At 56.6% G+C, this 22,058-nt stretch carries 17 protein-coding genes and 2 pseudogenes; all 19 read left to right on the forward strand.

The genetic code is table 11. The annotated features are described in order from the left end of the window. Nucleotides 1-77: 77 nt before the first annotated feature. Nucleotides 78-1,154, forward strand: coding sequence for an S-methyl-5-thioribose-1-phosphate isomerase (gene mtnA / locus D8U69_RS27545; RefSeq protein ID WP_056856459.1), 1,077 nt, complete (start codon nucleotides 78-80; stop codon nucleotides 1,152-1,154). 425 nt (nucleotides 1,155-1,579) lie between these two features. Further along, nucleotides 1,580-4,234: a DNA gyrase subunit A gene (gyrA, locus tag D8U69_RS27550; protein ID WP_056856458.1), complete on the forward strand. Its 2,655-nt coding sequence runs from the start codon at nucleotides 1,580-1,582 to the stop codon at nucleotides 4,232-4,234. 252 nt (nucleotides 4,235-4,486) lie between these two features. Beyond that, on the forward strand, nucleotides 4,487-5,572 hold the full coding sequence (gene serC / locus D8U69_RS27555) for a 3-phosphoserine/phosphohydroxythreonine transaminase (protein WP_056856457.1): 1,086 nt from the start codon (nucleotides 4,487-4,489) through the stop codon (nucleotides 5,570-5,572). Further along, complete coding sequence (gene pheA, locus D8U69_RS27560; RefSeq protein WP_007939916.1) at nucleotides 5,572-6,666, forward strand: prephenate dehydratase; 1,095 nt, start codon at nucleotides 5,572-5,574, stop codon at nucleotides 6,664-6,666. The genes serC and pheA overlap by 1 nt, the downstream gene beginning before the upstream one ends. Nucleotides 6,667-6,678: 12 nt before the next feature. Then, nucleotides 6,679-7,791, forward strand: coding sequence for a histidinol-phosphate transaminase (gene hisC / locus D8U69_RS27565; RefSeq protein ID WP_130908547.1), 1,113 nt, complete (start codon nucleotides 6,679-6,681; stop codon nucleotides 7,789-7,791). Nucleotides 7,792-7,819: 28 nt separating this feature from the next. Continuing rightward, complete coding sequence (locus tag D8U69_RS27570; RefSeq protein WP_241668704.1) at nucleotides 7,820-10,027, forward strand: bifunctional prephenate dehydrogenase/3-phosphoshikimate 1-carboxyvinyltransferase; 2,208 nt, start codon at nucleotides 7,820-7,822, stop codon at nucleotides 10,025-10,027. Then, nucleotides 10,024-10,713, forward strand: coding sequence for a (d)CMP kinase (gene cmk / locus D8U69_RS27575; RefSeq protein WP_056856455.1), 690 nt, complete (start codon nucleotides 10,024-10,026; stop codon nucleotides 10,711-10,713). The genes D8U69_RS27570 and cmk overlap by 4 nt, the downstream gene beginning before the upstream one ends. Nucleotides 10,714-10,832: 119 nt before the next feature. Beyond that, nucleotides 10,833-12,524 (forward strand): 30S ribosomal protein S1, encoded by a 1,692-nt coding sequence (rpsA, locus tag D8U69_RS27580; protein ID WP_056856454.1) that lies wholly within the window; start codon nucleotides 10,833-10,835, stop codon nucleotides 12,522-12,524. 247 nt (nucleotides 12,525-12,771) lie between these two features. Then, nucleotides 12,772-13,050: a hypothetical protein gene (locus tag D8U69_RS27585; RefSeq protein ID WP_056856453.1), complete on the forward strand. Its 279-nt coding sequence runs from the start codon at nucleotides 12,772-12,774 to the stop codon at nucleotides 13,048-13,050. Between the two features lie 149 nt (nucleotides 13,051-13,199). Continuing rightward, nucleotides 13,200-13,496, forward strand: a complete 297-nt coding sequence (gene ihfB, locus D8U69_RS27590; protein WP_007899751.1) for an integration host factor subunit beta — start codon at nucleotides 13,200-13,202, stop codon at nucleotides 13,494-13,496. Between the two features lie 27 nt (nucleotides 13,497-13,523). Beyond that, the gene (locus D8U69_RS27595; protein WP_130908549.1) at nucleotides 13,524-13,763 is read left to right on the forward strand and encodes a LapA family protein; all 240 of its coding nucleotides are present in this window, start codon (nucleotides 13,524-13,526) and stop codon (nucleotides 13,761-13,763) included. A 225-nt stretch (nucleotides 13,764-13,988) separates the two neighbouring features. Next, nucleotides 13,989-15,065, forward strand: coding sequence for a dTDP-glucose 4,6-dehydratase (gene rfbB, locus D8U69_RS27600; RefSeq protein WP_177434370.1), 1,077 nt, complete (start codon nucleotides 13,989-13,991; stop codon nucleotides 15,063-15,065). Then, nucleotides 15,062-15,172: pseudogene (locus D8U69_RS27605) on the forward strand (sugar nucleotide-binding protein); the annotation flags it as partial. The gene rfbB and the pseudogene D8U69_RS27605, both read left to right, overlap by 4 nt. Nucleotides 15,173-15,202: 30 nt before the next feature. Continuing rightward, nucleotides 15,203-15,422, forward strand: a pseudogene (locus tag D8U69_RS29900) (sugar nucleotide-binding protein); the annotation flags it as partial. Next, complete coding sequence (rfbA, locus tag D8U69_RS27615; RefSeq protein WP_130904140.1) at nucleotides 15,419-16,306, forward strand: glucose-1-phosphate thymidylyltransferase RfbA; 888 nt, start codon at nucleotides 15,419-15,421, stop codon at nucleotides 16,304-16,306. The pseudogene D8U69_RS29900 and the gene rfbA, both read left to right, overlap by 4 nt. Before the next feature lie 401 nt (nucleotides 16,307-16,707). Continuing rightward, nucleotides 16,708-18,150 carry a mannose-1-phosphate guanylyltransferase/mannose-6-phosphate isomerase gene (locus D8U69_RS27620; RefSeq protein WP_130904139.1) on the forward strand — a complete coding sequence of 481 codons (1,443 nt, stop codon included), beginning with the start codon at nucleotides 16,708-16,710 and terminating at the stop codon, nucleotides 18,148-18,150. Nucleotides 18,151-18,290: 140 nt separating this feature from the next. Then, on the forward strand, nucleotides 18,291-19,664 hold the full coding sequence (locus tag D8U69_RS27625; protein ID WP_130908550.1) for a phosphomannomutase: 1,374 nt from the start codon (nucleotides 18,291-18,293) through the stop codon (nucleotides 19,662-19,664). Nucleotides 19,665-19,767: 103 nt separating this feature from the next. Beyond that, nucleotides 19,768-20,862, forward strand: coding sequence for a GDP-mannose 4,6-dehydratase (gene gmd / locus D8U69_RS27630; RefSeq protein ID WP_130904137.1), 1,095 nt, complete (start codon nucleotides 19,768-19,770; stop codon nucleotides 20,860-20,862). Nucleotides 20,863-20,873: 11 nt separating this feature from the next. Further along, nucleotides 20,874-21,959, forward strand: coding sequence for a DegT/DnrJ/EryC1/StrS aminotransferase family protein (locus tag D8U69_RS27635; protein WP_130908551.1), 1,086 nt, complete (start codon nucleotides 20,874-20,876; stop codon nucleotides 21,957-21,959). Nucleotides 21,960-22,058 lie beyond the last annotated feature (99 nt).

A 22,058-nucleotide genomic window follows, 5' to 3' on the forward strand; every position in this document is an offset into this window, starting at 1 on the left:
GCGAAGTATACCCGAGCGTCTTCGCGGGGGGATCGCTATAATCGGCGGCTTTTGTGTTCATGAGTGCGGGGTGTGGGATGCGCGATCGACTGTTGGCTGCGGAGAAGGTGAAAGCCATCGATTGGCGTGATGGCGCCCTCTATCTGCTTGATCAGCGTGTTTTGCCGTTCGAGGAAACCTGGATCGCCTATACCAGCGCGGCCGGCGTGGCCGAAGCCATTCGTACCAGGGTGGTGCGCGGTGCGCCGGCGATCGGCATCAGCGCCGCCTATGGCATTGTGCTGGCGGCCCGCACCCGGATTGCCGAAGGCGGCGACTGGTATGCGGCGCTGGAAGAGGATTTCGCACTGCTCTCCGACGCCCGTCCCACTGGCGTAAACCTGTTCTGGGCACTGGGCCGCATGCACGATCGGCTTGATCGCCTGAAAGAAAATGCCGACCCGCTGGTTGCGCTGGAAGCCGAGGCGATCGCCATTCACGAAAGTGATCGCGAAGCCAACCTGACCATGGCGCAACTGGGCGTGGACCTGATCCGCAAACACCAGGGCAATGCCCAGGCGATCCTGACCCACTGCAATACCGGCGCGCTGGCCACCGGCGGCTTCGGCACCGCGCTGGGGGTGATTCGCGGTGCGTTCATCGAAGGCATGGTCGAGCGTGTGTATGTCGACGAAACCCGTCCCTGGCTGCAAGGTTCGCGGTTGACCGCGTGGGAGCTGGCCAACGAGGGCATTCCCGTAACCCTGAATGTCGATTCCGCCGCGGCCCACATCATGAAGACCAAGGGGCCTACCTGGGTCATCGTCGGCGCCGACCGGATCACCGCCAACGGCGACGTGGCCAACAAAATCGGTACTTATCAACTGGCGGTCAATGCCATGCACCACGGCGTGCGCTTCATGGTGGTGGCGCCGAGTTCGACCATCGACATGCATTTGGCCAGTGGTGATGACATTCCGCTTGAAGAGCGTGACGGTCGCGAATTGCTGGAAGTCGGCGGCAAGCGCCTCGGCGCGGGAGTGGATGCGTTCAACCCGGTATTCGACGTGACCCCGGCGGATCTGATCGACGCCATCGTCACTGAAAAAGGCATCGTCGAACGCCCGGATACCGCGAAAATAGCGCAGCTGATGTGCCGCAAGCGCCTGCATTAAAGGATTGTTGTGCCTGAAAGGTCGCCATCGCTGGCAAGCCAGCTCCCACAGGGTTTGCGCCCGCCATTAATCCTGTGGGAGCTGGCTTGCCAGCGATGGGGCCTTAAAAGTCAATAAACAACCACAAGCCAGGCCTCAAATCTGCATACAAAGAAGCTCTAAGCCTCTCTCGTCCCCTTCAAGCCTGTCACCGGTCAACTAACTACTCTCCATGCGCATCTGGGGGATAGGTGCGTGGCGGCTCTTGTGATAACATCCGGCGGTTTCCAGGGTTGCCCCGCGGGGTGACCTTTACTGCGCAGATCCGTGGCATAACTCGTTGATTTGTCGTAAGTCGGTGCATGGCACTCAGCCGGCAGCGGCGAGCTTCGTTGGTCCCATATGGATATGACGAAGTTTCACCAGAAAAAGGAATCAGGCTTCTCATGGGCGAACTGGCCAAAGAAATCCTCCCGGTCAATATCGAAGACGAGCTGAAGCAGTCCTACCTCGACTACGCGATGAGCGTAATTGTCGGGCGGGCACTGCCGGATGCGCGCGATGGCTTGAAGCCCGTGCACCGGCGTGTGCTGTTCGCGATGAGCGAGCTGGGCAACGACTTCAACAAGCCGTACAAGAAATCTGCCCGTGTTGTCGGTGACGTGATCGGTAAGTATCACCCGCACGGTGATACCGCGGTGTACGACACCATCGTTCGGATGGCGCAGCCATTCTCCCTGCGCTACCTGCTGGTAGACGGCCAGGGCAACTTCGGTTCGGTGGACGGCGACAACGCCGCGGCCATGCGATACACCGAAGTGCGCATGACCAAGCTGGCACACGAGCTGCTGGCTGACCTGCACAAGGAAACCGTGGACTGGGTGCCGAACTACGACGGCACCGAAATGATCCCGGCGGTCATGCCGACCCGTATTCCCAACCTGTTGGTCAACGGCTCCAGCGGTATCGCCGTGGGCATGGCGACCAACATCCCGCCACACAACCTCGGTGAAGTCATCGACGGTTGCCTGGCGCTCATCGACAACCCTGAGCTGACCGTCGACGAGCTGATGCAATACATCCCCGGTCCGGACTTCCCGACCGCGGCGATCATCAACGGTCGCGCCGGCATCATCGAAGCCTACCGCACCGGTCGCGGGCGCATTTACATGCGTGCCCGTTCGATGATCGAAGACATCGACAAGGTCGGTGGCCGCCAACAGATCGTCATCACCGAACTCCCTTACCAGCTGAACAAGGCGCGTCTGATCGAGAAGATCGCCGAGCTGGTAAAAGAGAAGAAGCTTGAAGGCATCACCGAACTGCGCGACGAGTCCGACAAGGACGGTATGCGCGTCGTGATCGAGTTGCGTCGCGGCGAAGTGCCTGAGGTCATCCTCAACAACCTCTACGCCCAGACCCAGCTGCAAGCGGTGTTCGGTATCAACATCGTCGCGCTGATCGACGGCCGTCCGCGGATCCTCAACCTCAAGGACCTGCTGGAAGCCTTCGTTCGTCACCGTCGCGAAGTGGTGACCCGCCGTACCGTGTTCGAACTGCGCAAGGCGCGCGAACGTGGTCACATTCTCGAAGGTCAAGCGGTCGCCCTGTCGAACATCGACCCGGTCATCGCCCTGATCAAGGCTTCGCCAACGCCGTCGGAAGCCAAGGAAGCGCTGGTCAGCACCCCTTGGGAATCCTCGGCGGTAGTGGCGATGGTCGAGCGTGCCGGCGCCGATTCGTGCCGTCCGGAAAACCTCGATCCGCAATACGGCCTGCGCGAAGGCAAGTACTTCCTCTCGCCAGAACAGGCGCAAGCCATTCTGGAACTGCGTCTGCACCGTCTGACCGGTCTGGAACACGAGAAGCTGCTGGCCGAGTACCAAGAGATCCTCAACCAGATCGGCGAGCTGATCCGCATCCTCAACAGCGCCACGCGTCTGATGGAAGTGATCCGCGAAGAGCTGGAAGTGATCCGTGCCGAATACGGCGACGTGCGCCGCACCGAGATTCTCGATGCACGTCTCGACCTGACCCTGGGTGACATGATCCCGGAAGAAGATCGCGTCGTGACCATTTCCCACGGTGGCTACGCCAAGACCCAGCCATTGGCTGCGTACCAGGCCCAGCGTCGTGGCGGTAAAGGCAAGTCGGCGACTGGCGTCAAGGATGAGGACTACATCGCTCACCTGCTGGTTGCCAACAGTCACACCACGCTGCTGCTGTTCTCCAGCAAGGGCAAGGTGTACTGGCTGAAAACCTACGAAATCCCAGAAGCATCCCGCGCCGCCCGTGGTCGTCCGCTGGTCAACCTGCTGCCGCTGGATGACGGTGAATACATCACCACCATGCTGCCGGTCGAGGAATACACCGAAGGCCACTACATCTTCATGGCCACCGCCAACGGCACCGTGAAGAAGACCCCGCTGGAATCCTTCAGCCGTCAGCGCAGCGTCGGCCTGATCGCCCTGGAACTGGATGAAGGCGACGTATTGATCAGCGCCGCCATCACCGATGGCGAGCGCGAAGTCATGCTGTTCTCCGACGGCGGCAAAGTGACGCGCTTCAAGGAATCCGACGTTCGCGCCATGGGCCGTACCGCCCGCGGTGTGCGCGGCATGCGTCTGCCGGAAGGCCAGAAGCTGATTTCCATGCTGATCCCGGAAGAAGGCAGCCAGATCCTCACCGCTTCGGCGCGTGGTTATGGCAAGCGCACCGCGATCACCGAGTTCCCTGAATACAAGCGTGGCGGTCAGGGCGTTATCGCCATGGTCAGCAACGAGCGTAACGGCCGTCTGGTCGGCGCGGTGCAGGTGCTCGATGGCGAGGAAATCATGCTGATTTCCGACCAGGGCACGCTGGTGCGTACTCGCGTCGACGAAGTCTCCAGCCTGGGCCGTAACACTCAGGGCGTGACCCTGATCAAACTGGCCAATGACGAAACACTGGTCGGCCTGGAACGGGTTCAGGAGCCTTCGGAAGTCGAGGGCGAAGAGCTGGAAGGTGAAGAGGGTGCAGTGTTCGAAGGTGACGTCGTAATCAATGATGTCGCCGAAGACCAGCAGCTCGACGCCGCCGCTGACGAAGAACCACAGGAATAAGCGGGTAAACAGGGGGCGGATGAGAATTCGCCCCCTTGTTGTTTGTCCGGTATGAAAATCTGCAACACTGCGAATGATCGTTCCCACGCTCCGCGTAATGATCGTTCCCACGCTCTGCGTGGGAATGCATCCCATGACGCTCTGCGTCATGGGACGCGGAGCGTCCCCAGCGGCATTCCCGCGCAGAGCGTGGGAACGATCATTCGCAGACCAAAAGATTCAAGTGACCACCAGATCAGAGCGAGATTGGATGTGAGCAAGAGAGCCTATAACTTCTGTGCCGGTCCTGCGGCGCTTCCCGAAGCTGTCCTGAAGCGCGCCCAGGGTGAACTTCTCGATTGGCACGGCAAGGGCCTGTCGGTCATGGAAATGAGCCATCGCAGCGATGAGTTCGTGTCCATTGCCACCAAGGCAGAGCAGGATCTGCGTGATCTGCTGAATATCCCCTCGAACTATAAAGTGCTGTTCCTGCAAGGCGGCGCCAGCCAGCAATTTGCGCAGATTCCGCTGAACCTGTTGCCGGAAAACGGCTCTGCCGATTATATCGACACCGGTATCTGGTCGCAGAAAGCCATCGAAGAAGCTTCGCGCTATGGTCACGTCAACGTCGCCGCGACCGCCAAGCCTTACGATTACTTCGCCATTCCCGGCCAGAACGAATGGAAGCTGTCGAAAGACGCGGCCTACGTTCACTACGCACCGAACGAAACCATCGGCGGCCTGGAATTCCAGTGGATTCCGGAAACCGGTGATGTTCCGCTGGTGGCCGACATGTCCTCGGACATCCTGTCGCGTCCGGTAGATGTTTCCCGTTTCGGCATGATCTACGCCGGCGCGCAGAAAAACATCGGCCCGAGCGGCATCGTCGTCAACATCGTGCGCGAAGACCTGCTGGGTCACGCCCGTTCCCTGTGCCCGACCATGCTCAACTACAAGGTCGCGGCCGATAACGGCTCGATGTACAACACGCCGCCAACCCTGGCCTGGTACTTGTCCGGCCTGGTGTTCGAGTGGCTGAAAGAGCAGGGCGGTGTCGAAGCCATCGGCAAGCTCAATGAAGTGAAAAAGCGCACGCTCTACGACTTCATTGATGCCAGCGGTCTGTACAGCAACCCGATCAATCACTCGGACCGCTCGTGGATGAACGTGCCGTTCCGCCTGGCTGACGATCGCCTGGACAAGCCGTTCCTGGCCGGCGCCGACGAACGCGGCCTGCTGAACCTCAAAGGGCACCGTTCCGTGGGCGGCATGCGTGCCTCCATCTATAACGCCGTCGACATCAACGCGATCAACGCGCTGGTTTCGTACATGGCAGAGTTCGAGAAGGAACACGGCTGATGTCTGAGCAAGAACTCAAGGCACTGCGCCTGCGCATTGATGCTCTGGACGAAAAAGTCCTGGAGCTGATCAGTGAGCGCGCGCGCTGCGCCCAGGAAGTCGCGCGAGTAAAGATGGCCTCGCTGGCCGAAGGCGAAGTGCCGGTGTTCTATCGTCCCGAGCGCGAAGCTCAGGTGCTCAAGCGTGTCATGGAACGCAACCAGGGGCCGCTGGGCAACGAAGAGATGGCGCGTCTGTTCCGCGAAATCATGTCGTCGTGCCTGGCGCTGGAGCAGCCACTGAAAGTGGCTTACCTCGGCCCTGAAGGCACCTTCACCCAAGCGGCAGCGATGAAACACTTCGGCCATGCGGTGATCAGCAAGCCGATGGCGGCGATCGACGAAGTGTTCCGTGAAGTGGCGGCCGGTGCGGTGAACTTTGGCGTGGTCCCGGTGGAAAACTCCACCGAAGGTGCGGTCAACCACACCCTCGACAGCTTCCTCGAACACGACATGGTGATCTGCGGTGAAGTCGAGCTGCGCATTCACCATCACCTGTTGGTCGGTGAAAACACCAAGACCGACAGCATCAGCCGTATCTACTCCCACGCCCAGTCCCTGGCCCAGTGCCGCAAGTGGCTGGACGCCCATTACCCGAATGTCGAGCGCGTGGCAGTGTCCAGCAACGCCGAAGCGGCCAAGCGGGTCAAGGGCGAGTGGAACTCGGCGGCGATTGCCGGCGACATGGCGGCCGGTCTCTACGGGCTGACCCGTTTGGCCGAGAAGATCGAGGACCGTCCGGACAACTCCACGCGCTTCCTCATGATCGGTAATCAGGAAGTGCCGCCGACCGGCGACGACAAAACCTCGATCATCGTGTCCATGAGCAACAAGCCGGGCGCGCTGCATGAATTGCTGGTGCCGTTCCACGATAACGGCATCGATCTGACGCGCATCGAGACCCGTCCGTCGCGCAGCGGTAAATGGACCTACGTGTTCTTCATCGACTTTGTCGGCCACCACCGCGATCCGCTGGTAAAAGGTGTGCTGGAAAAGATCAGTCAGGAAGCAGTGGCACTCAAAGTGCTGGGTTCCTACCCGAAAGCAGTTCTTTAAGGGGCGGTAGCAATGAGTGGCAATTTCCTCGCTCTGGCACAGCCGGGCGTGCAACAACTTTCGCCTTATGTTCCGGGCAAACCCGTGGACGAACTGGCGCGCGAGCTGGACCTCGATCCGGCCAGCATCGTCAAACTGGCGAGCAATGAAAACCCGCTGGGCGCGAGCCCCAAGGCGTTGGCAGCCATCCGTGATGCGCTGGCCGAGCTGACCCGTTATCCGGACGGCAACGGTTTTGCGCTCAAGTCCCTGCTGGCCGAGCAATGCCGCGTCGAGCTGAATCAGGTGACGCTGGGCAACGGTTCCAACGACATTCTTGAGCTGGTGGCGCGCGCCTACCTGGCGCCGGGCCTCAACGCCGTGTTCAGCGAGCACGCGTTCGCGGTCTACCCGATTGCCACTCAGGCAGTGGGTGCCCAGGCCAAGGTCGTTCCGGCCAAGGAATGGGGGCATGACCTGCCGGCCATGCTGGCGGCCATCGATGCCAACACCCGCGTGGTGTTCATCGCCAACCCGAACAACCCGACCGGCACCTGGTTCGACGCCGAGGCGCTGGACGAATTCCTGCAGGATGTCCCGGAGCACGTATTGGTCGTGCTGGACGAGGCCTACATCGAATACGCCGAGGGCAGCGACCTGCCGGACGGTCTGGATTTCCTCGCGGCTTATCCGAACCTGCTGGTCTCACGTACGTTCTCCAAGGCCTACGGCCTTGCATCGCTGCGCGTCGGTTATGGTTTGTCCAGCGCCGTGGTGGCCGATGTGCTGAACCGTGTGCGCCAGCCATTCAACGTCAACAGCCTGGCTCTGGCCGCGGCTTGCGCGGCGTTGAAAGACCAGGACTACCTGGCTGAAAGCCGCCGCCTGAACGAAGCCGGCATGCAGCAACTGGAAGCGGGTTTCCGGGAGCTGGGGCTGAGCTGGATTCCTTCCAAAGGCAACTTCATTTGCGTCGATCTCGGTCAAGTCGCGGCCCCGGTGTTCCAGGGCTTGCTACGCGAAGGCGTGATCGTGCGTCCGGTGGCCAACTACGGCATGCCGAACCACTTGCGCGTGACCATCGGTCTACCGGCAGAAAACAGCCGCTTCCTTGAGGCGCTGACCAAGGTTCTGGCTCGTGGTTGATGTCACTGCACTGCAATCTGCTGAACCTATGATCGGGCGCCTGGTGGTGGTCGGTCTGGGGTTGATCGGCGGTTCATTTGCCAAGGGTTTGCGCGAAAGTGGCGTGTGCCGCGAAGTGGTCGGGGTCGATCTCGATCCGCAGTCGCGCAAGCTGGCGGTTGAACTGGGTGTGGTGGATCGCTGCGAAGAAGACCTGGCCGTTGCCTGCCAGGGTGCCGACGTGATCCAGCTCGCCATCCCGATCCTCGCCATGGAGAAAATGCTTGGCCGTTTGGCCAGCATGGACTTGGGGCAAGCGGTTCTGACCGATGTCGGCAGCGCCAAAGGCAACGTCGTACGTGCCGCCACTGAGGCGTTCGGCGGCATGCCGTCGCGCTTCGTGCCGGGACATCCGATCGCTGGTTCCGAGCAGAGCGGGGTGGAAGCCTCCAATGCTGAGCTGTTCCGTCGCCACAAGGTGATCCTGACGCCGCTGGAGCAGACCGATCCGCAAGCTTTGGCCGTGGTCGATCGACTGTGGCGCGAATTGGGCGCCGATGTCGAGCACATGCAGGTCGAGCGCCACGACGAAGTCCTGGCCGCGACCAGCCACCTGCCGCACCTGCTGGCCTTCGGTTTGGTCGATTCGTTGGCCAAGCGCAATGAAAATCTTGAGATCTTCCGTTACGCTGCGGGCGGTTTCCGCGATTTCACGAGAATCGCCGGAAGCGACCCGGTCATGTGGCACGACATCTTCCTCGCCAACCGCGAAGCTGTCCTGCGCACACTCGATACATTTCGCAGCGACCTCGACGCCTTGCGCGACGCGGTCGATGCAGGGGATGGGCACCAATTATTGGGCGTTTTCACTCGCGCCCGGGTTGCCCGCGAGCATTTCAGTAAAATCCTGGCCCGTCGGGCCTATGTGGACGCTATGAATTCCAACGATCTGATTTTCCTGGCTCAACCTGGTGGCCGCCTGTCCGGTCGGATTCGCGTACCAGGTGACAAATCGATTTCCCACCGTTCGATCATGCTCGGCTCCCTGGCCGAAGGCGTCACCGAAGTCGAAGGCTTCCTCGAGGGCGAAGACGCCCTGGCGACCTTGCAGGCGTTCCGTGACATGGGCGTGGTCATCGAGGGCCCGCACCACGGTCGCGTGACCATTCACGGTGTCGGCCTGCATGGCCTGAAACCCGCGCCTGGCCCGATCTACCTGGGCAATTCCGGTACTTCGATGCGCCTGCTGTCCGGTCTGCTGGCCGCACAGGATTTCGACAGCACCCTGACCGGCGACGCTTCGCTGTCCAAGCGCCCGATGAATCGCGTGGCCAATCCGCTGCGCGAAATGGGCGCCGTGATCGAAACCGCCGCTGAAGGCCGTCCGCCGATGGTCATCCGTGGTGGCAACAAGCTCAAGGGCCTGACGTACACCATGCCAATGGCCAGTGCCCAGGTGAAATCCTGCCTGCTGCTGGCGGGTCTGTATGCCGAAGGCAAGACCACCGTCACCGAACCGGCACCGACCCGCGATCACACCGAACGCATGTTGCGCGGCTTCGGCTACCCGGTCACCGTCAATGGCGCGACCGCCTCCGTCGAATCCGGCAGCAAGCTGACCGCGACCCACATTGAAGTACCGGGCGACATCTCGTCGTCGGCGTTCTTCCTGGTGGCCGCTTCGATCGCTGAAGGTTCAGACCTGGTACTGGAGCATGTCGGCATCAACCCGACCCGTACCGGTGTGATCGACATCCTGCGCCTGATGGGCGCCGACATCACCCTGGAAAACCAGCGTGAAGTGGGTGGCGAGCCGGTAGCGGATTTGCGCGTACGGGCGGCTAAACTCAAGGGTATCGAGATTCCTGAAGAGTTGGTTCCGTTGGCTATCGACGAATTCCCGGTCCTGTTCGTGGCAGCTGCCTGCGCCGAAGGCCGTACTGTGCTGACCGGCGCCGAAGAGCTGCGGGTCAAGGAGTCGGACCGTATTCAGGTCATGGCCGATGGCCTGCTGGCGCTGGGCGTCAAGTGCGAGCCAACCCCGGACGGCATCATTATCGATGGCGGCTCGATCGGCGGCGGCGAAGTGCATGGTCACGGCGATCACCGGATTGCCATGGCATTCAGCGTTGCATCGCTGCGCGCTACTGCACCGATCCGCATCCATGATTGCGCCAACGTCGCGACATCGTTCCCGAATTTCCTGGCGTTGTGCGCACAGGTCGGTATCCGCGTTGCCCAAGAGGCTCAGTCGTGATCAAAATTGCACCGGTCATCACCATCGATGGGCCAAGCGGCTCCGGCAAAGGTACGGTCGCCGGGATCCTGGCCAAGCGTCTGGGCTGGAACCTGCTGGATTCCGGTGCACTTTATCGGCTGTTGGCATTCGCCGCGCATAACCACGGCGTTGACCTGACCAACGAAGAATTGCTGAAAAAACTTGCCGCTCATCTGGATGTGCAGTTCATCGCGGCGACCGAAGGTCAGCTGCAACGCATCATCCTGGAAGGCGACGAAGTCAGCGATGTGATCCGCACGGAAAGCGTCGGCTCCGGTGCCTCACAAGTGGCTGCATTGCCCGCCGTGCGCGAGGCGCTGCTGCAGCGCCAGCGTGCATTCCAGGAAGCGCCGGGTCTGGTGGCCGATGGCCGGGACATGGGAACGGTGGTTTTTCCGGACGCGCCGCTGAAGATTTTCCTGACCGCCAGTGCCGAGGAGCGTGCGCGCCGTCGATACTTGCAGTTGAAGGGCAAAGTCGATGGTGTTAGTCTGTCGAGTCTGCTAGATGAGATACGTGCACGCGATGAGCGTGACACCCAGCGAGCGGTAGCCCCGCTCAAGCCGGCGGCTGACGCCATACAGCTGGATTCCACGGAATTGTCCATCGATCAGGTGCTGGAACGCATCATGAGCGAGATCGCCATTCGCGATATTGCCGGGTGACCAAGAAGGCCGCAGGGGACCAGTCATAGTCCTGGGGCGCTTCTTCTAAATGAAACTAACCCACACCGTCTGGGGTGTGGAGATGGGCGTATTCTTCGCCCTCATCAACAGGAATTAAAATGAGCGAAAGCTTTGCGGAACTCTTTGAAGAAAGCCTAAAAACCCTGAACCTTCAGGCAGGCTCCATCATCACCGGTGTTATCGTTGATATCGATTACCAAGCTCGCTGGGTAACCGTTCACGCTGGCCTGAAGTCTGAAGCACTCATCCCGCTTGAGCAGTTCTACAACGACGCTGGCGACCTGACTATCAACGTCGGTGACGAAGTTCACGTTGCGCTGGACTCGGTTGAAGACGGCTTTGGTGAAACCAAGCTGTCCCGTGAAAAAGCCAAGCGCGCTGAATGCTGGATTGTTCTGGAAGCAGCCTTCGCAGCCGAAGAAGTGGTCAAGGGCGTTATCAACGGTAAGGTTAAAGGCGGCTTCACTGTCGACGTTAACGGCATCCGTGCGTTCCTGCCAGGTTCTCTGGTTGACGTCCGTCCAGTGCGCGACACCACGCACCTGGAAGGCAAAGAGCTGGAATTCAAGGTCATCAAGCTGGACCAGAAGCGCAACAACGTTGTCGTTTCCCGTCGCAGCGTCCTGGAAGCCGAGAACTCCGCCGAGCGCGAAGCTCTGCTGGAATCCCTGCAGGAAGGCCAACAAGTCAAAGGTATCGTCAAGAACCTCACCGATTACGGCGCATTCGTCGATCTGGGTGGCGTCGATGGCCTGCTGCACATTACCGACATGGCTTGGAAGCGCATCAAGCATCCTTCCGAAATCGTCAACGTTGGCGACGAGATCGATGTCAAGGTTCTGAAGTACGATCGCGAGCGCAATCGTGTTTCCCTGGGCCTGAAGCAACTGGGCGAAGATCCATGGGTTGCTATCAAAGCCCGTTACCCAGAAAGCACTCGCGTTACCGCTCGTGTAACCAACCTGACCGACTACGGCTGCTTCGCTGAGCTGGAAGAAGGCGTTGAAGGTCTGGTACACGTTTCCGAAATGGACTGGACCAACAAGAACATCCACCCTTCGAAAGTCGTACAAGTCGGCGACGAAGTGGAAGTTATGGTTCTGGACATCGACGAAGAGCGTCGTCGTATCTCCCTGGGCATCAAGCAGTGCAAATCTAACCCATGGGAAGATTTCTCTGGCCAGTTCAACAAGGGCGATAAAATCTCCGGCACCATCAAGTCGATCACCGATTTCGGTATCTTCATTGGTCTGGACGGCGGCATCGACGGTCTGGTTCACCTGTCCGACATCTCCTGGAACGAAGTGGGCGAAGAAGCCGTACGCCGTTTCAAGAAGGGCGACGAGCTGGACACTGTTATCCTGTCGGTTGACCCAGAGCGTGAGCGCATCTCCCTGGGCATCAAGCAACTGGAAAGCGATCCGTTCTCCGAGTACGTTCAAGAGAACGACAAAGGCGCAATCGTTAAGGGCATCGTGAAAGAAGTTGACGCTAAAGGCGCCATCATCACCCTGGCCGACGATATCGAAGCGACTCTGAAAGCCTCCGAAATCAGCCGTGACCGCGTTGAAGACGCGCGCAACGTTCTGAAAGAAGGCCAGGAAGTAGAAGCCAAGATCATCAGTGTTGATCGCAAGAGCCGCGTAATCCAGCTCTCGATCAAGTCGAAAGACGATGCTGAAGAGAAAGAAGCAATCCAGAGCTTGAAAGACAAGCCTGCTGCTGACATGGCTGCTGGTCCTACCACTCTGGGCGACCTGTTGCGTGCACAAATGGAAAAACAGAACTAAGTTCTGACTTTCTGTAAAAAAGGGCGACTTCGGTCGCCCTTTTTTATGCCCGGAATTTGTAGCTTCTCCCCCGTAGGCGCTGCCGAAGGCTGCGATCCTTCCAACATGCGCGCACGATCAGCAAACCCACGAAACCAACACCCCCGCAAAACTGTCTCTTTCTTTAACAGGATCAACCGCTTATTTGCAGCTAGTCTTACGCTCAAGCGAACCAAGCCAGGGCAGCATGCCTGGCATAAGGAAGTGAATGAACAAGCTCATCGTCGCAATAGCTTTACTGACACTGGCGGGCTGTACCACTAATGCCAAGACCCATGCGGTACGAGGTGTCAGCGGCATTGAGGTTGATTGTTCGGGATTGGGCTCGGGCTGGGAAAAATGCCAAAAGCGCGCAGCCAAGGAGTGCAAGGGCGCTGGCTATAAAGTCGTCACCCGGTCAGACGATGCAAAGGAAGAAGATGAATTCCCGTTCGGCTTCAATCCGGCAGGCTACCTGACACGAACCATGCTGGTCATCTGCAGGTAACGTCGCCAATCAGGATCGGCGTAGTGACCTCAGAACCGCCACCTTCTTCTGCTGGAAGATATGTCAAAACTCGGGCTGTTCAAATTCACGCGGGCGTGCTAAAACCTTTGGAGCGATTTTCCTAGCTGCTTGAAAAAGAAGGGAAAAATATGACGAAGTCGGAGTTGATCGAACGAATTGTCACCCATCAAGGGCTGCTCTCATCCAAGGATGTGGAGCTGGCCATCAAGACCATGCTCGAACAAATGTCCCAATGCCTGGCCACCGGTGATCGGATCGAGATCCGCGGGTTCGGCAGCTTCTCCTTGCACTACCGCGCGCCGCGGGTAGGTCGCAATCCGAAGACTGGTCAGTCGGTTAGCCTGGATGGCAAGTTTGTTCCGCATTTCAAGCCGGGGAAGGAGCTGCGAGATCGCGTGAATGAGGAAGAGGAAGAAGGCCTTTGACAGTCTCTGTGATTCAAGGAGCTGCTGATGCGTAACCTCAAGCGTATATTGCTCGCGGTGTTCATTCTGCTGTTGGTGTTGGCGATCCTGGCGTTTGTCCTCGAGAATCAGCAATCGGTTTCCCTGCTATTCCTTGGCTGGGCGGGGCCGCAGTTACCCGTTTCGTTGGTCATAGTGTTGGCGCTGCTGATCGGCATGGTGATTGGGCCGGTCATTAGCTGGATTTTGGGTCGTGTCTCCAGAGCGTCGCGCAGACGGCTCGTTTGATTGCGGCACTGCAAGTGACAATTAAACGTCAATTACTGCTTGTCCATATCCAATAGTAAAACCGTCATTAAGCTGTAAAATGTTGCGCTTCTCCGATAGTGGCATATTCCCATAACAGTTAAGGCTTTTTCGTCAGAGGTCTCGGCTGGTTTGATGGGTATTGCATTCATGGATCAGGCAGTGCGCGACTTGACGGCTGTCTGCAACTCAAGGGTATGGTTTCGCGTGAAAATTCTTGTTACCGGTGGCGCCGGGTTTATTGGCTCGGCGGTCATTCGTCATATCATTTCCAGCACCAATGACTCTGTCGTTAACGTCGATAAGCTGACTTATGCTGGCAACCTTGAGTCACTGTCTCAAGTTGGTCAGAGCCCGCGTTACGCCTTTGAGCATGTCGACATCTGCGATCGGGATCAGATTAATCGAATCCTGCACGAGCATCAGCCGGACGCGATCATGCATCTGGCTGCTGAGTCGCATGTTGATCGCTCGATCTCTGGCCCATCTGAATTCATCCAGACCAATATTATCGGTACTTATACGTTGCTCGAAGCGGCGCGCCGTTATTGGACTGGGTTGGATGATGTACGCAAGGCCAACTTTCGCTTTCACCATATTTCGACAGATGAAGTCTATGGTGACCTTGATGGCCCAGAAGATCTCTTTACCGAAAACACCCCCTATCAGCCGAGTTCGCCATATTCAGCCAGCAAGGCTAGTTCCGACCATCTGGTTCGTGCCTGGAGCCGTACCTACGGCCTACCCGTACTGGTAACGAATTGCTCGAACAACTATGGCCCTTGCCACTTTCCCGAGAAACTGATCCCGTTGATCATTCTCAATGCGCTAGAGGGCAAACCATTGCCGGTCTACGGTAAGGGCAACCAGGTTCGCGACTGGCTCTACGTTGAAGATCACGCCCGCGCCCTTTACAAAGTGGTAACCGACGGCGTAGTGGGCGAGACATACAACATTGGCGGCCATAACGAAAAGCAAAACATAGAAGTGGTGCGTACTCTCTGTGCGCTGCTCGACGAGCTTCGTCCGGACTCGGCACATCGGCCACATGCCAACCTTATCACCTACGTTCAGGATCGCCCTGGGCACGACCAGCGCTACGCGATCGACGCCAGTAAAATCCAGCGTGAGCTTGGCTGGGTGCCGGAGGAAACCTTCGAGACCGGAATTCGCAAAACCGTCGAATGGTATTTAGAAAATGCTGAGTGGGTTGAGCATGTGAAAAGTGGTAGCTACCAACAATGGATCGATCAGAACTACGCAGGTCGCTCAAACAACGCATGAAAATCCTGCTACTTGGAAAGAACGGTCAGTTGGGGTGGGAGCTGCAACGCTCGCTGCCTCCGCTTGGTGAATTGATTGCCGTGGATCGGCGCGTCACCGATGGTCTTCCCTCGCTGTAAGTGGCAAGGTGTCTTTTGCATGGTTACGCCAGCTATGCGATCGGTTTCGCTCAGGCAAGCGGCGGCAGCTCGCCGTAAAAACGATTAGTCCAGTAGAATCGGCTACCTATCCTGCGCCCGCTCGTCGTCCTCTGAATTTGCGTTTGAATACTAGAAGCTGCGCGAGAATTTTTCTCTACACTTGCCGGATTGGCAAAATGGTGTAAATCGAATGCTTAGGGAAGTTCTTAATAAATGAGCACGATCAATCGTAAAGGCATCATCCTCGCTGGTGGTTCGGGCACGCGTTTGCACCCGCTGACTCTTGGTGTGTCTAAGCAAATGTTGCCTATCTACGACAAACCAATGATTTTCTATCCTCTGTCTGTGCTGATGCTCGCCGGCATCCGGGAAATCTTGATTATCTCCACGCCGGAAGACATACCGAATTTCCGCAAGTTGCTGGGCGATGGCAGCCTTTACGGTATCAAGCTCAGCTATGCCGAACAACCAAGCCCAGATGGCTTGGCGCAAGCTTTCATCATCGGTGAAGAATTCATTGGTGATGACCCGTGCTGCTTGATTCTAGGAGATAACATCTTCTACGGCCAAATTACCGAGCACCTTCGCTCGGCTGGTGATCAGGTACATGGGGCGACCATTTTTGGCTATCACGTCTCAGATCCGGAACGCTTTGGTGTCGTGGAGTTTGATGCAACAGGTCAAGTCTTGAGTATTGAAGAGAAGCCGCAGCACCCCAAGTCCAACTATGCAGTGACTGGCTTGTACTTCTATGACAATCAGGTTGTCGAGATCGCGAAGAACATCAAACCTTCGGCGCGAGGCGAGCTGGAAATTACTGATATCAACCGCGTCTACCTCGAGCAAAAGTCGCTCAAGGTCGAGATGCTCCGGCGCGGGTTTGCTTGGTTGGATACAGGAACCCACGATTCTTTGCTTGAGGCGAGCCACTTCGTACACACAATCGAGAAGCGCCAAGGACTGAAAGTCGCGTGTCTTGAAGAAATTGCCTACAACAAAGGATGGATTTCAGCCGCCGAGTTGCTGGCCCAGGCTGAGCGTCTTGGCAAGACTGGTTACGGTCAGTATCTGGAAAAGCTTCTGGAATCCCATCCGCGCTGATATTTCATCGGTGTTGAGGGTTGATGTTATTTTGATGGCAGATAACAACGCCATTTATTTGTTTTCAAATGATTTTTTCGTCTCCGGTCGGCCCGTGAGTTATTAATCGTCAGTACTAGCTGTAGAATGGTCGACAGAATTGTTAGGCCTGTTGGATACACAGCTGATTCTCAATTGAGTTGCTTGAAACGGTGTGAATATCCGAGAGCCGGTGCCAGGGAGGTTCGTGCAGGCGAAGTGCATCAGGAGGCCCGACAGGATTGTATCAACGTTGAGCAGCCCCAACTGCAATCGCTTCAAGCAATAGCTTGCATTGATTACGATGCAGGAATGACTGGAAACATAACTGAGCCCCGCTTGCTGGTCGCATCTGCCAGAGGAGGGGATTAAGGACCTAGAGCATGGAACTGATTCCCGTAATTTTGTCTGGTGGAGTGGGTAGCCGTTTGTGGCCTGTTTCTCGAGAGGCTCACCCCAAGCCGTTCATGGACTTGCCAGATGGCCAGAATCTCATTCAGAAAACTTTTCTGCGCGCATCGCGCCTGGAAAGCGTGGTAGAGATTCTCACGGTGACCAACCGGGAGCTCTTGTTCAAAACCGAAGACGAATACGGCGCAGTCAATAAAGCCAAGCTTGCGCAAGGTTTCATTCTGGAACCATTCGGCCGCAATACAGCAGCCGCCGTTGCTGCTGCCGCGCTACAACTGGAAGCCTCCCACGGCCCTGATGCCCAGATGCTGGTATTGGCTGCAGATCATCTGATCAAAGATGAAAAAGCTTTTGCTGCTGCCGTGACTAACGCCATGGCGCTCGCCGCCGAAGGATGGCTGGTCACATTCGGCATTCAGCCGACGTATCCCGAAACCGGATTCGGCTACATAGAGGCGCAGAAAGCTGCACCCTTGAAGGGCGGATTGAAGGTAGCCCGCTTCGTCGAAAAGCCTGATCTGGATACAGCCCAAGCCTATGTCAGCGCAGGTAATTATTACTGGAATTCCGGTATGTTCTGTTTTCGGGTCGGCACAGTTCTCGAAGAACTCCGCGAGCATGCACCGGACGTCGTGGCCGCTGTCATCAAGACCATCGAGCAATCGCGTCTTACGTCGTCTTCCAAGTATCGCTGCCTCGCGCTCAACGCTGAAGCATTCGCCGAAGTGCCGGATATTTCCATCGACTACGCGCTGATGGAGCGTTCGTCCAAGGTCGCGACCATTCCATGCGATATCGGTTGGAGTGACATAGGCTCGTGGAATGCCGTCAGTGAGTTGACTGAACCTGATGAGAATGGCAACCGTTTTGAGGGGGAAGTGCTGTCTCACGGGTCGCGCAACAACTATGTGAACAGTGAAGGCCGCCTGACGGCACTGGTGGGTGTTGAAGATCTGCTAGTGATTGATACACCTGACGCAGTGATGATTGCCCACAAAGATCACGCTCAAGACGTAAAACACATAGTCAATCAGCTCAAAGCTTGCAGTCATACGGTTCACCTGCTGCACCGCACCGTGCATCGCCCGTGGGGTACTTACACAACGCTTGAAAACGGCGATCGTTTCAAAATCAAGCGCATTGTGGTGAAGCCGAAGGCGTCGCTGTCCCTGCAAATGCATCATCACCGAAGCGAACACTGGATCGTCGTCAGTGGCATGGCTGTGGTCATCAACGACAAGCAGGAGCTGATGTTGAACACCAATGAGTCGACATTTATCCGTGCGGGCCACCAGCATCGATTGATGAACCCGGGGGTCATAGACCTGGTGCTGATTGAAGTGCAAAGTGGTGATTATCTCGGCGAGGACGATATCGTGCGCTTCGATGATAACTACGGTCGCGCCGACAAGTAACAGGGCCTTGCTCAAGCCAGGTCGGTGAGGTACTCGCCGACCGGGCTTTTTTGCTTTTTATCTAGGCTGATACTTCCGTCTGTCGCAGACGTGTGACTCGCGGTGCGGCATCACTTCATATACCTCAGTAAGAGAGCGGTATGAACACCCCTATCAAAACCCAATGTTTCAAAGCCTATGACATTCGTGGCCAGGTTCCGTCCGATCTCAATGAAGAAGTTGCCTACCGGATTGGTCGAGCCTTGGTTGCCGAATTGCAGGCCAGGAATGTTGTGCTGGGCCGGGATATGCGCCTCGAAAGCCCAATGCTGGCAGAGGCGATGACTCGTGGGTTGCTTGAGGCAGGCGCGAATGTCATCGATATAGGGTTGTGCGGCACCGAGGAAGTCTACTTTGCCACCAGTGCGTTTGGAGCTGACGGCGGCGTGATGATCACTGCAAGCCACAATCCCAAGGGCTACAACGGGATGAAGCTGGTAAAGGCGCAATCTCGGCCGATCAGTGGTGATACCGGTCTCCATGCCATACGCGACCGTGTGGAAGCAGGGGATCTGGGAGCGTTGGCGACAACTCCCGGCAAGATTCAATACGAATTGGATAAGTCTCGCTACATCGAGCATCTGCTTTCTTACGTCAATGTCGACAATCTGAAGCCATTGAAAATACTGGCCGACCCGGGCAATGGCGCAGCTGGGCCGGTATTGCAACAATTGGTTTCGAGGCTGCCTTTCGAATGGGTGATGATCAATGCTGAACCCGATGGCAATTTTCCGAACGGTGTACCTAACCCGTTGCTGCCGGAAAATCGTGACCTGACACGGCTATCCTTGCTGGAAAACGGCTGCGATCTGGGGTTGGCTTGGGATGGCGATTTCGACCGTTGCTTCTTTTTTGACCAGAATGGTCGATTCATCGAAGGTTATTACCTGGTAGGGCTGCTGGCAGAAATGCTGCTGAAAAAGAACCCGGGGTCGAAGATCATTCATGACCCGCGGCTGACATGGAACACCATCGATCAGGTTCGATTGGCGGGCGGTGTTTCAGTACAATGCAAAACTGGTCACGCCTTTATCAAGGAGCGCATGCGCCTGGAAAATGCAATCTATGGTGGTGAAATGAGTGCCCACCATTATTTCCGGGATTTTGCTTATTGTGACAGCGGCATGATTCCCTGGCTGCTGGTGACTGCGTTGATGTCTGCCTCGGGTAAAAATCTGGCCCAGCTTGTTGATGAGCGCATTGCCGCCTATCCATGCAGTGGCGAAATCAACTACCGAGTGAGCAACGTGGCAGCAGCACTGGAAGAGGTCTTGAAGCATTATTTGCCTCAGTCACCTCAACTGGACGAAACGGATGGAATTAGCCTGGATTTCTCTGATTGGCGTTTCAATCTGCGAGGTTCCAATACCGAACCCTTGTTGAGACTGAATGTGGAGAGCGGAGGGGATCCGGCGCTGGTAGCTACAAAAGTCAAAGAAATTGAGGGATTGCTGAACAGTAAATATATGGAATGAAAAAAACGGTTCTCACTTCCGAATGGAAGGTGAGAGGGCGGCAATGAGTTGGCTCTCTGATAGAGACTTACTGTTCGATTGATTAATTTAAATTGGTGAAAAAATGAGCGACAAGAAAGTAGCGTTGATTACGGGTATTACTGGTCAAGATGGGGCTTACCTCGCTGAGTTCCTGCTCAAAAAAGGTTATTCGGTACACGGCATCAAGCGCCGTGCCTCGCTGTTCAATACTCACCGTATTGACCACCTTTACCACGACCCGCATAAGAAAGGCTACGATCTGAATCTGCACTACGGTGACCTGACCGATTCGAGCAGCCTGATCCGCATCGTGCAGGAAGTCCAACCCGATGAAGTTTACAACCTCGGGGCGCAGAGCCACGTTGCTGTATCCTTCGAGTCGCCAGAATACACCGCTGACACGGATGCCATGGGTACACTGCGCATTCTGGAAGCAATCCGTATCGCCGGCCTTGAAAAGAAGACCAAGTTCTATCAGGCATCGACTTCTGAGCTTTACGGTCTGGTGCAGGAAATTCCTCAGAAAGAGACTACTCCTTTCTATCCACGCTCCCCATATGCCGTCGCCAAGATGTACGCCTACTGGATCACCGTGAACTATCGCGAGTCCTACGGTATGTATGCTTGCAACGGTATTCTCTTCAACCACGAATCGCCAATTCGCGGTGAAACATTCGTAACTCGCAAAATCACACGTGCTTTGGCACGAATCAAGGTCGGTCTGCAAGACTGCCTGTACCTCGGTAACATGGACGCCCTGCGTGACTGGGGTCATGCCCGTGATTACGTAGAAATGCAATGGCTCATGTTGCAACAGGAAACGCCAGACGACTTCGTGATCGCGACAGGTGAACAGCATTCTGTTCGCGAGTTTGTCGAGGTTGCTGCGAAAGAAATCGACATCAAGATTCGTTGGGAAGGTACGGGTGTAGACGAGAAAGGTTACGACGTCGCTACCAACCAATGCATCGTTGCCGTCGACCCGCGTTATTTCCGTCCTGCCGAAGTTGAGACGCTGCTGGGTGACCCAAGCAAAGCCAAGGCAAAATTGGGCTGGGAGCCAACTACCTCCTTCAATGAGTTGGTAGAAGAAATGATGCGTGAAGATCTGCGTGAAGCCAAACGCGACAAGCTGGTCGCTGAACACGGCTTTAAATATTTCCAAGGTCAGGAATAAAGGGGGCTGGGATGATTCCTGTATATCAGCCCTTCCTGGGCGGCCGCGAAAAGGAATACGTAAACCAGTGTCTCGATTCGACCTGGATTTCTTCTCGTGGAGAATTTATCTCCCGTTTTGAGAGCGAGTTCGCCCGTTACATTGGTGCAGAACACGCGACCACAGTGAGCAATGGCACCGTAGCTCTTCACCTGGCAATGGCAGCATTGGGGCTTGGGCCTGGCGATGAAGTGATTGTTCCGACACTGACCTATGTCGCGTCGGTCAACACCATCATGCAGACCGGGGCGAAAGTCGTGTACGCCGAATCGTTGGCGGATACCTGGAACGTCGACATTGCTGACATTCGCAGTCGTATCACGCCAAAAACCAAAGCGGTCATGGTCGTGCACTTGTACGGCTTGAGCTGTGACATGGACGAAGTCGTCGCGCTTTGCAAAGAGCACAATCTGCTGCTGATCGAAGACTGCGCAGAAGCTTTTGGCTCTCTGTACAAAGATCAGCATGTTGGCACCTTTGGCGATGTCGCTACCTTCAGTTTCTTCGGCAACAAAACCATTACTACCGGTGAGGGTGGAATGGTGGTTTGCAAGAACAAGGACATTCACGAAAGAGCCTGCCATCTCAAGAGTCAAGGCGTCTCCAAGACCCGGGAATACTGGCACGACGAGTTGGCTTACAACTATCGGATGACCAATATCTGCGCGGCCATTGGCCTCGCTCAATTGGAACGTGCTGACGAGATCATTGCACTCAAGCGGCAGGTCGCGGACTGGTACCGTGAAGCACTTGAAGGGCTTCCATTGCAGATGCACGCAGAGCAGCCAGGAACCCGTCACTCCTACTGGATGTGCTCGGTAGTGCTGGATGATGCGAGCAAGCGTCAGGCGCTGCGTGATCATTTGAAGAGCAAAGGTATCGAAACACGTCCGCTATTTGCTCCCGCTAACACCATGCCGCATTGCAAAACGGACGAGACTTTTCCGGTCGCGCAGGATCTTAGCTCGCGTGGGATGAACCTTCCGAGTTATCCGACTCTGACTCGTGAGCAGGTGCAGCAAGTAGTAGAAGAGATTCGATCTTACTTTGCCAGCTGATGATGCGCTTGAATTGAGGCTGGCAACAGCCTCAATTTTTATAAGAATTCAAAGAGGACGAATAATGTCCAGGCTTTCGAATTTAATTATTCAGGGGAA

The sequence above is a fragment of the Pseudomonas sp. Sample_16 genome, assembly GCF_004307665.1.
Taxonomy (GTDB): domain Bacteria; phylum Pseudomonadota; class Gammaproteobacteria; order Pseudomonadales; family Pseudomonadaceae; genus Aquipseudomonas.

Excerpts from the sequence above, each read along its gene's own strand:
- mtnA (WP_056856459.1), top strand. The coding sequence starts at position 78 with ATGCGCGATCGACTGTTGGCTGCGGAGAAGGTGAAAGCCATCGATTGG.
- gyrA (WP_056856458.1), top strand. The coding sequence starts at position 1,580 with ATGGGCGAACTGGCCAAAGAAATCCTCCCGGTCAATATCGAAGACGAG.
- pheA (WP_007939916.1), top strand. The coding sequence starts at position 5,572 with ATGTCTGAGCAAGAACTCAAGGCACTGCGCCTGCGCATTGATGCTCTG.
- hisC (WP_130908547.1), top strand. The coding sequence starts at position 6,679 with ATGAGTGGCAATTTCCTCGCTCTGGCACAGCCGGGCGTGCAACAACTT.
- D8U69_RS27570 (WP_241668704.1), top strand. The coding sequence starts at position 7,820 with ATGATCGGGCGCCTGGTGGTGGTCGGTCTGGGGTTGATCGGCGGTTCA.
- rpsA (WP_056856454.1), top strand. The coding sequence starts at position 10,833 with ATGAGCGAAAGCTTTGCGGAACTCTTTGAAGAAAGCCTAAAAACCCTG.
- D8U69_RS27585 (WP_056856453.1), top strand. The coding sequence starts at position 12,772 with ATGAACAAGCTCATCGTCGCAATAGCTTTACTGACACTGGCGGGCTGT.
- ihfB (WP_007899751.1), top strand. The coding sequence starts at position 13,200 with ATGACGAAGTCGGAGTTGATCGAACGAATTGTCACCCATCAAGGGCTG.
- D8U69_RS27595 (WP_130908549.1), top strand. The coding sequence starts at position 13,524 with ATGCGTAACCTCAAGCGTATATTGCTCGCGGTGTTCATTCTGCTGTTG.
- rfbA (WP_130904140.1), top strand. The coding sequence starts at position 15,419 with ATGAGCACGATCAATCGTAAAGGCATCATCCTCGCTGGTGGTTCGGGC.
- D8U69_RS27620 (WP_130904139.1), top strand. The coding sequence starts at position 16,708 with ATGGAACTGATTCCCGTAATTTTGTCTGGTGGAGTGGGTAGCCGTTTG.
- D8U69_RS27625 (WP_130908550.1), top strand. The coding sequence starts at position 18,291 with ATGAACACCCCTATCAAAACCCAATGTTTCAAAGCCTATGACATTCGT.
- gmd (WP_130904137.1), top strand. The coding sequence starts at position 19,768 with ATGAGCGACAAGAAAGTAGCGTTGATTACGGGTATTACTGGTCAAGAT.
- D8U69_RS27635 (WP_130908551.1), top strand. The coding sequence starts at position 20,874 with ATGATTCCTGTATATCAGCCCTTCCTGGGCGGCCGCGAAAAGGAATAC.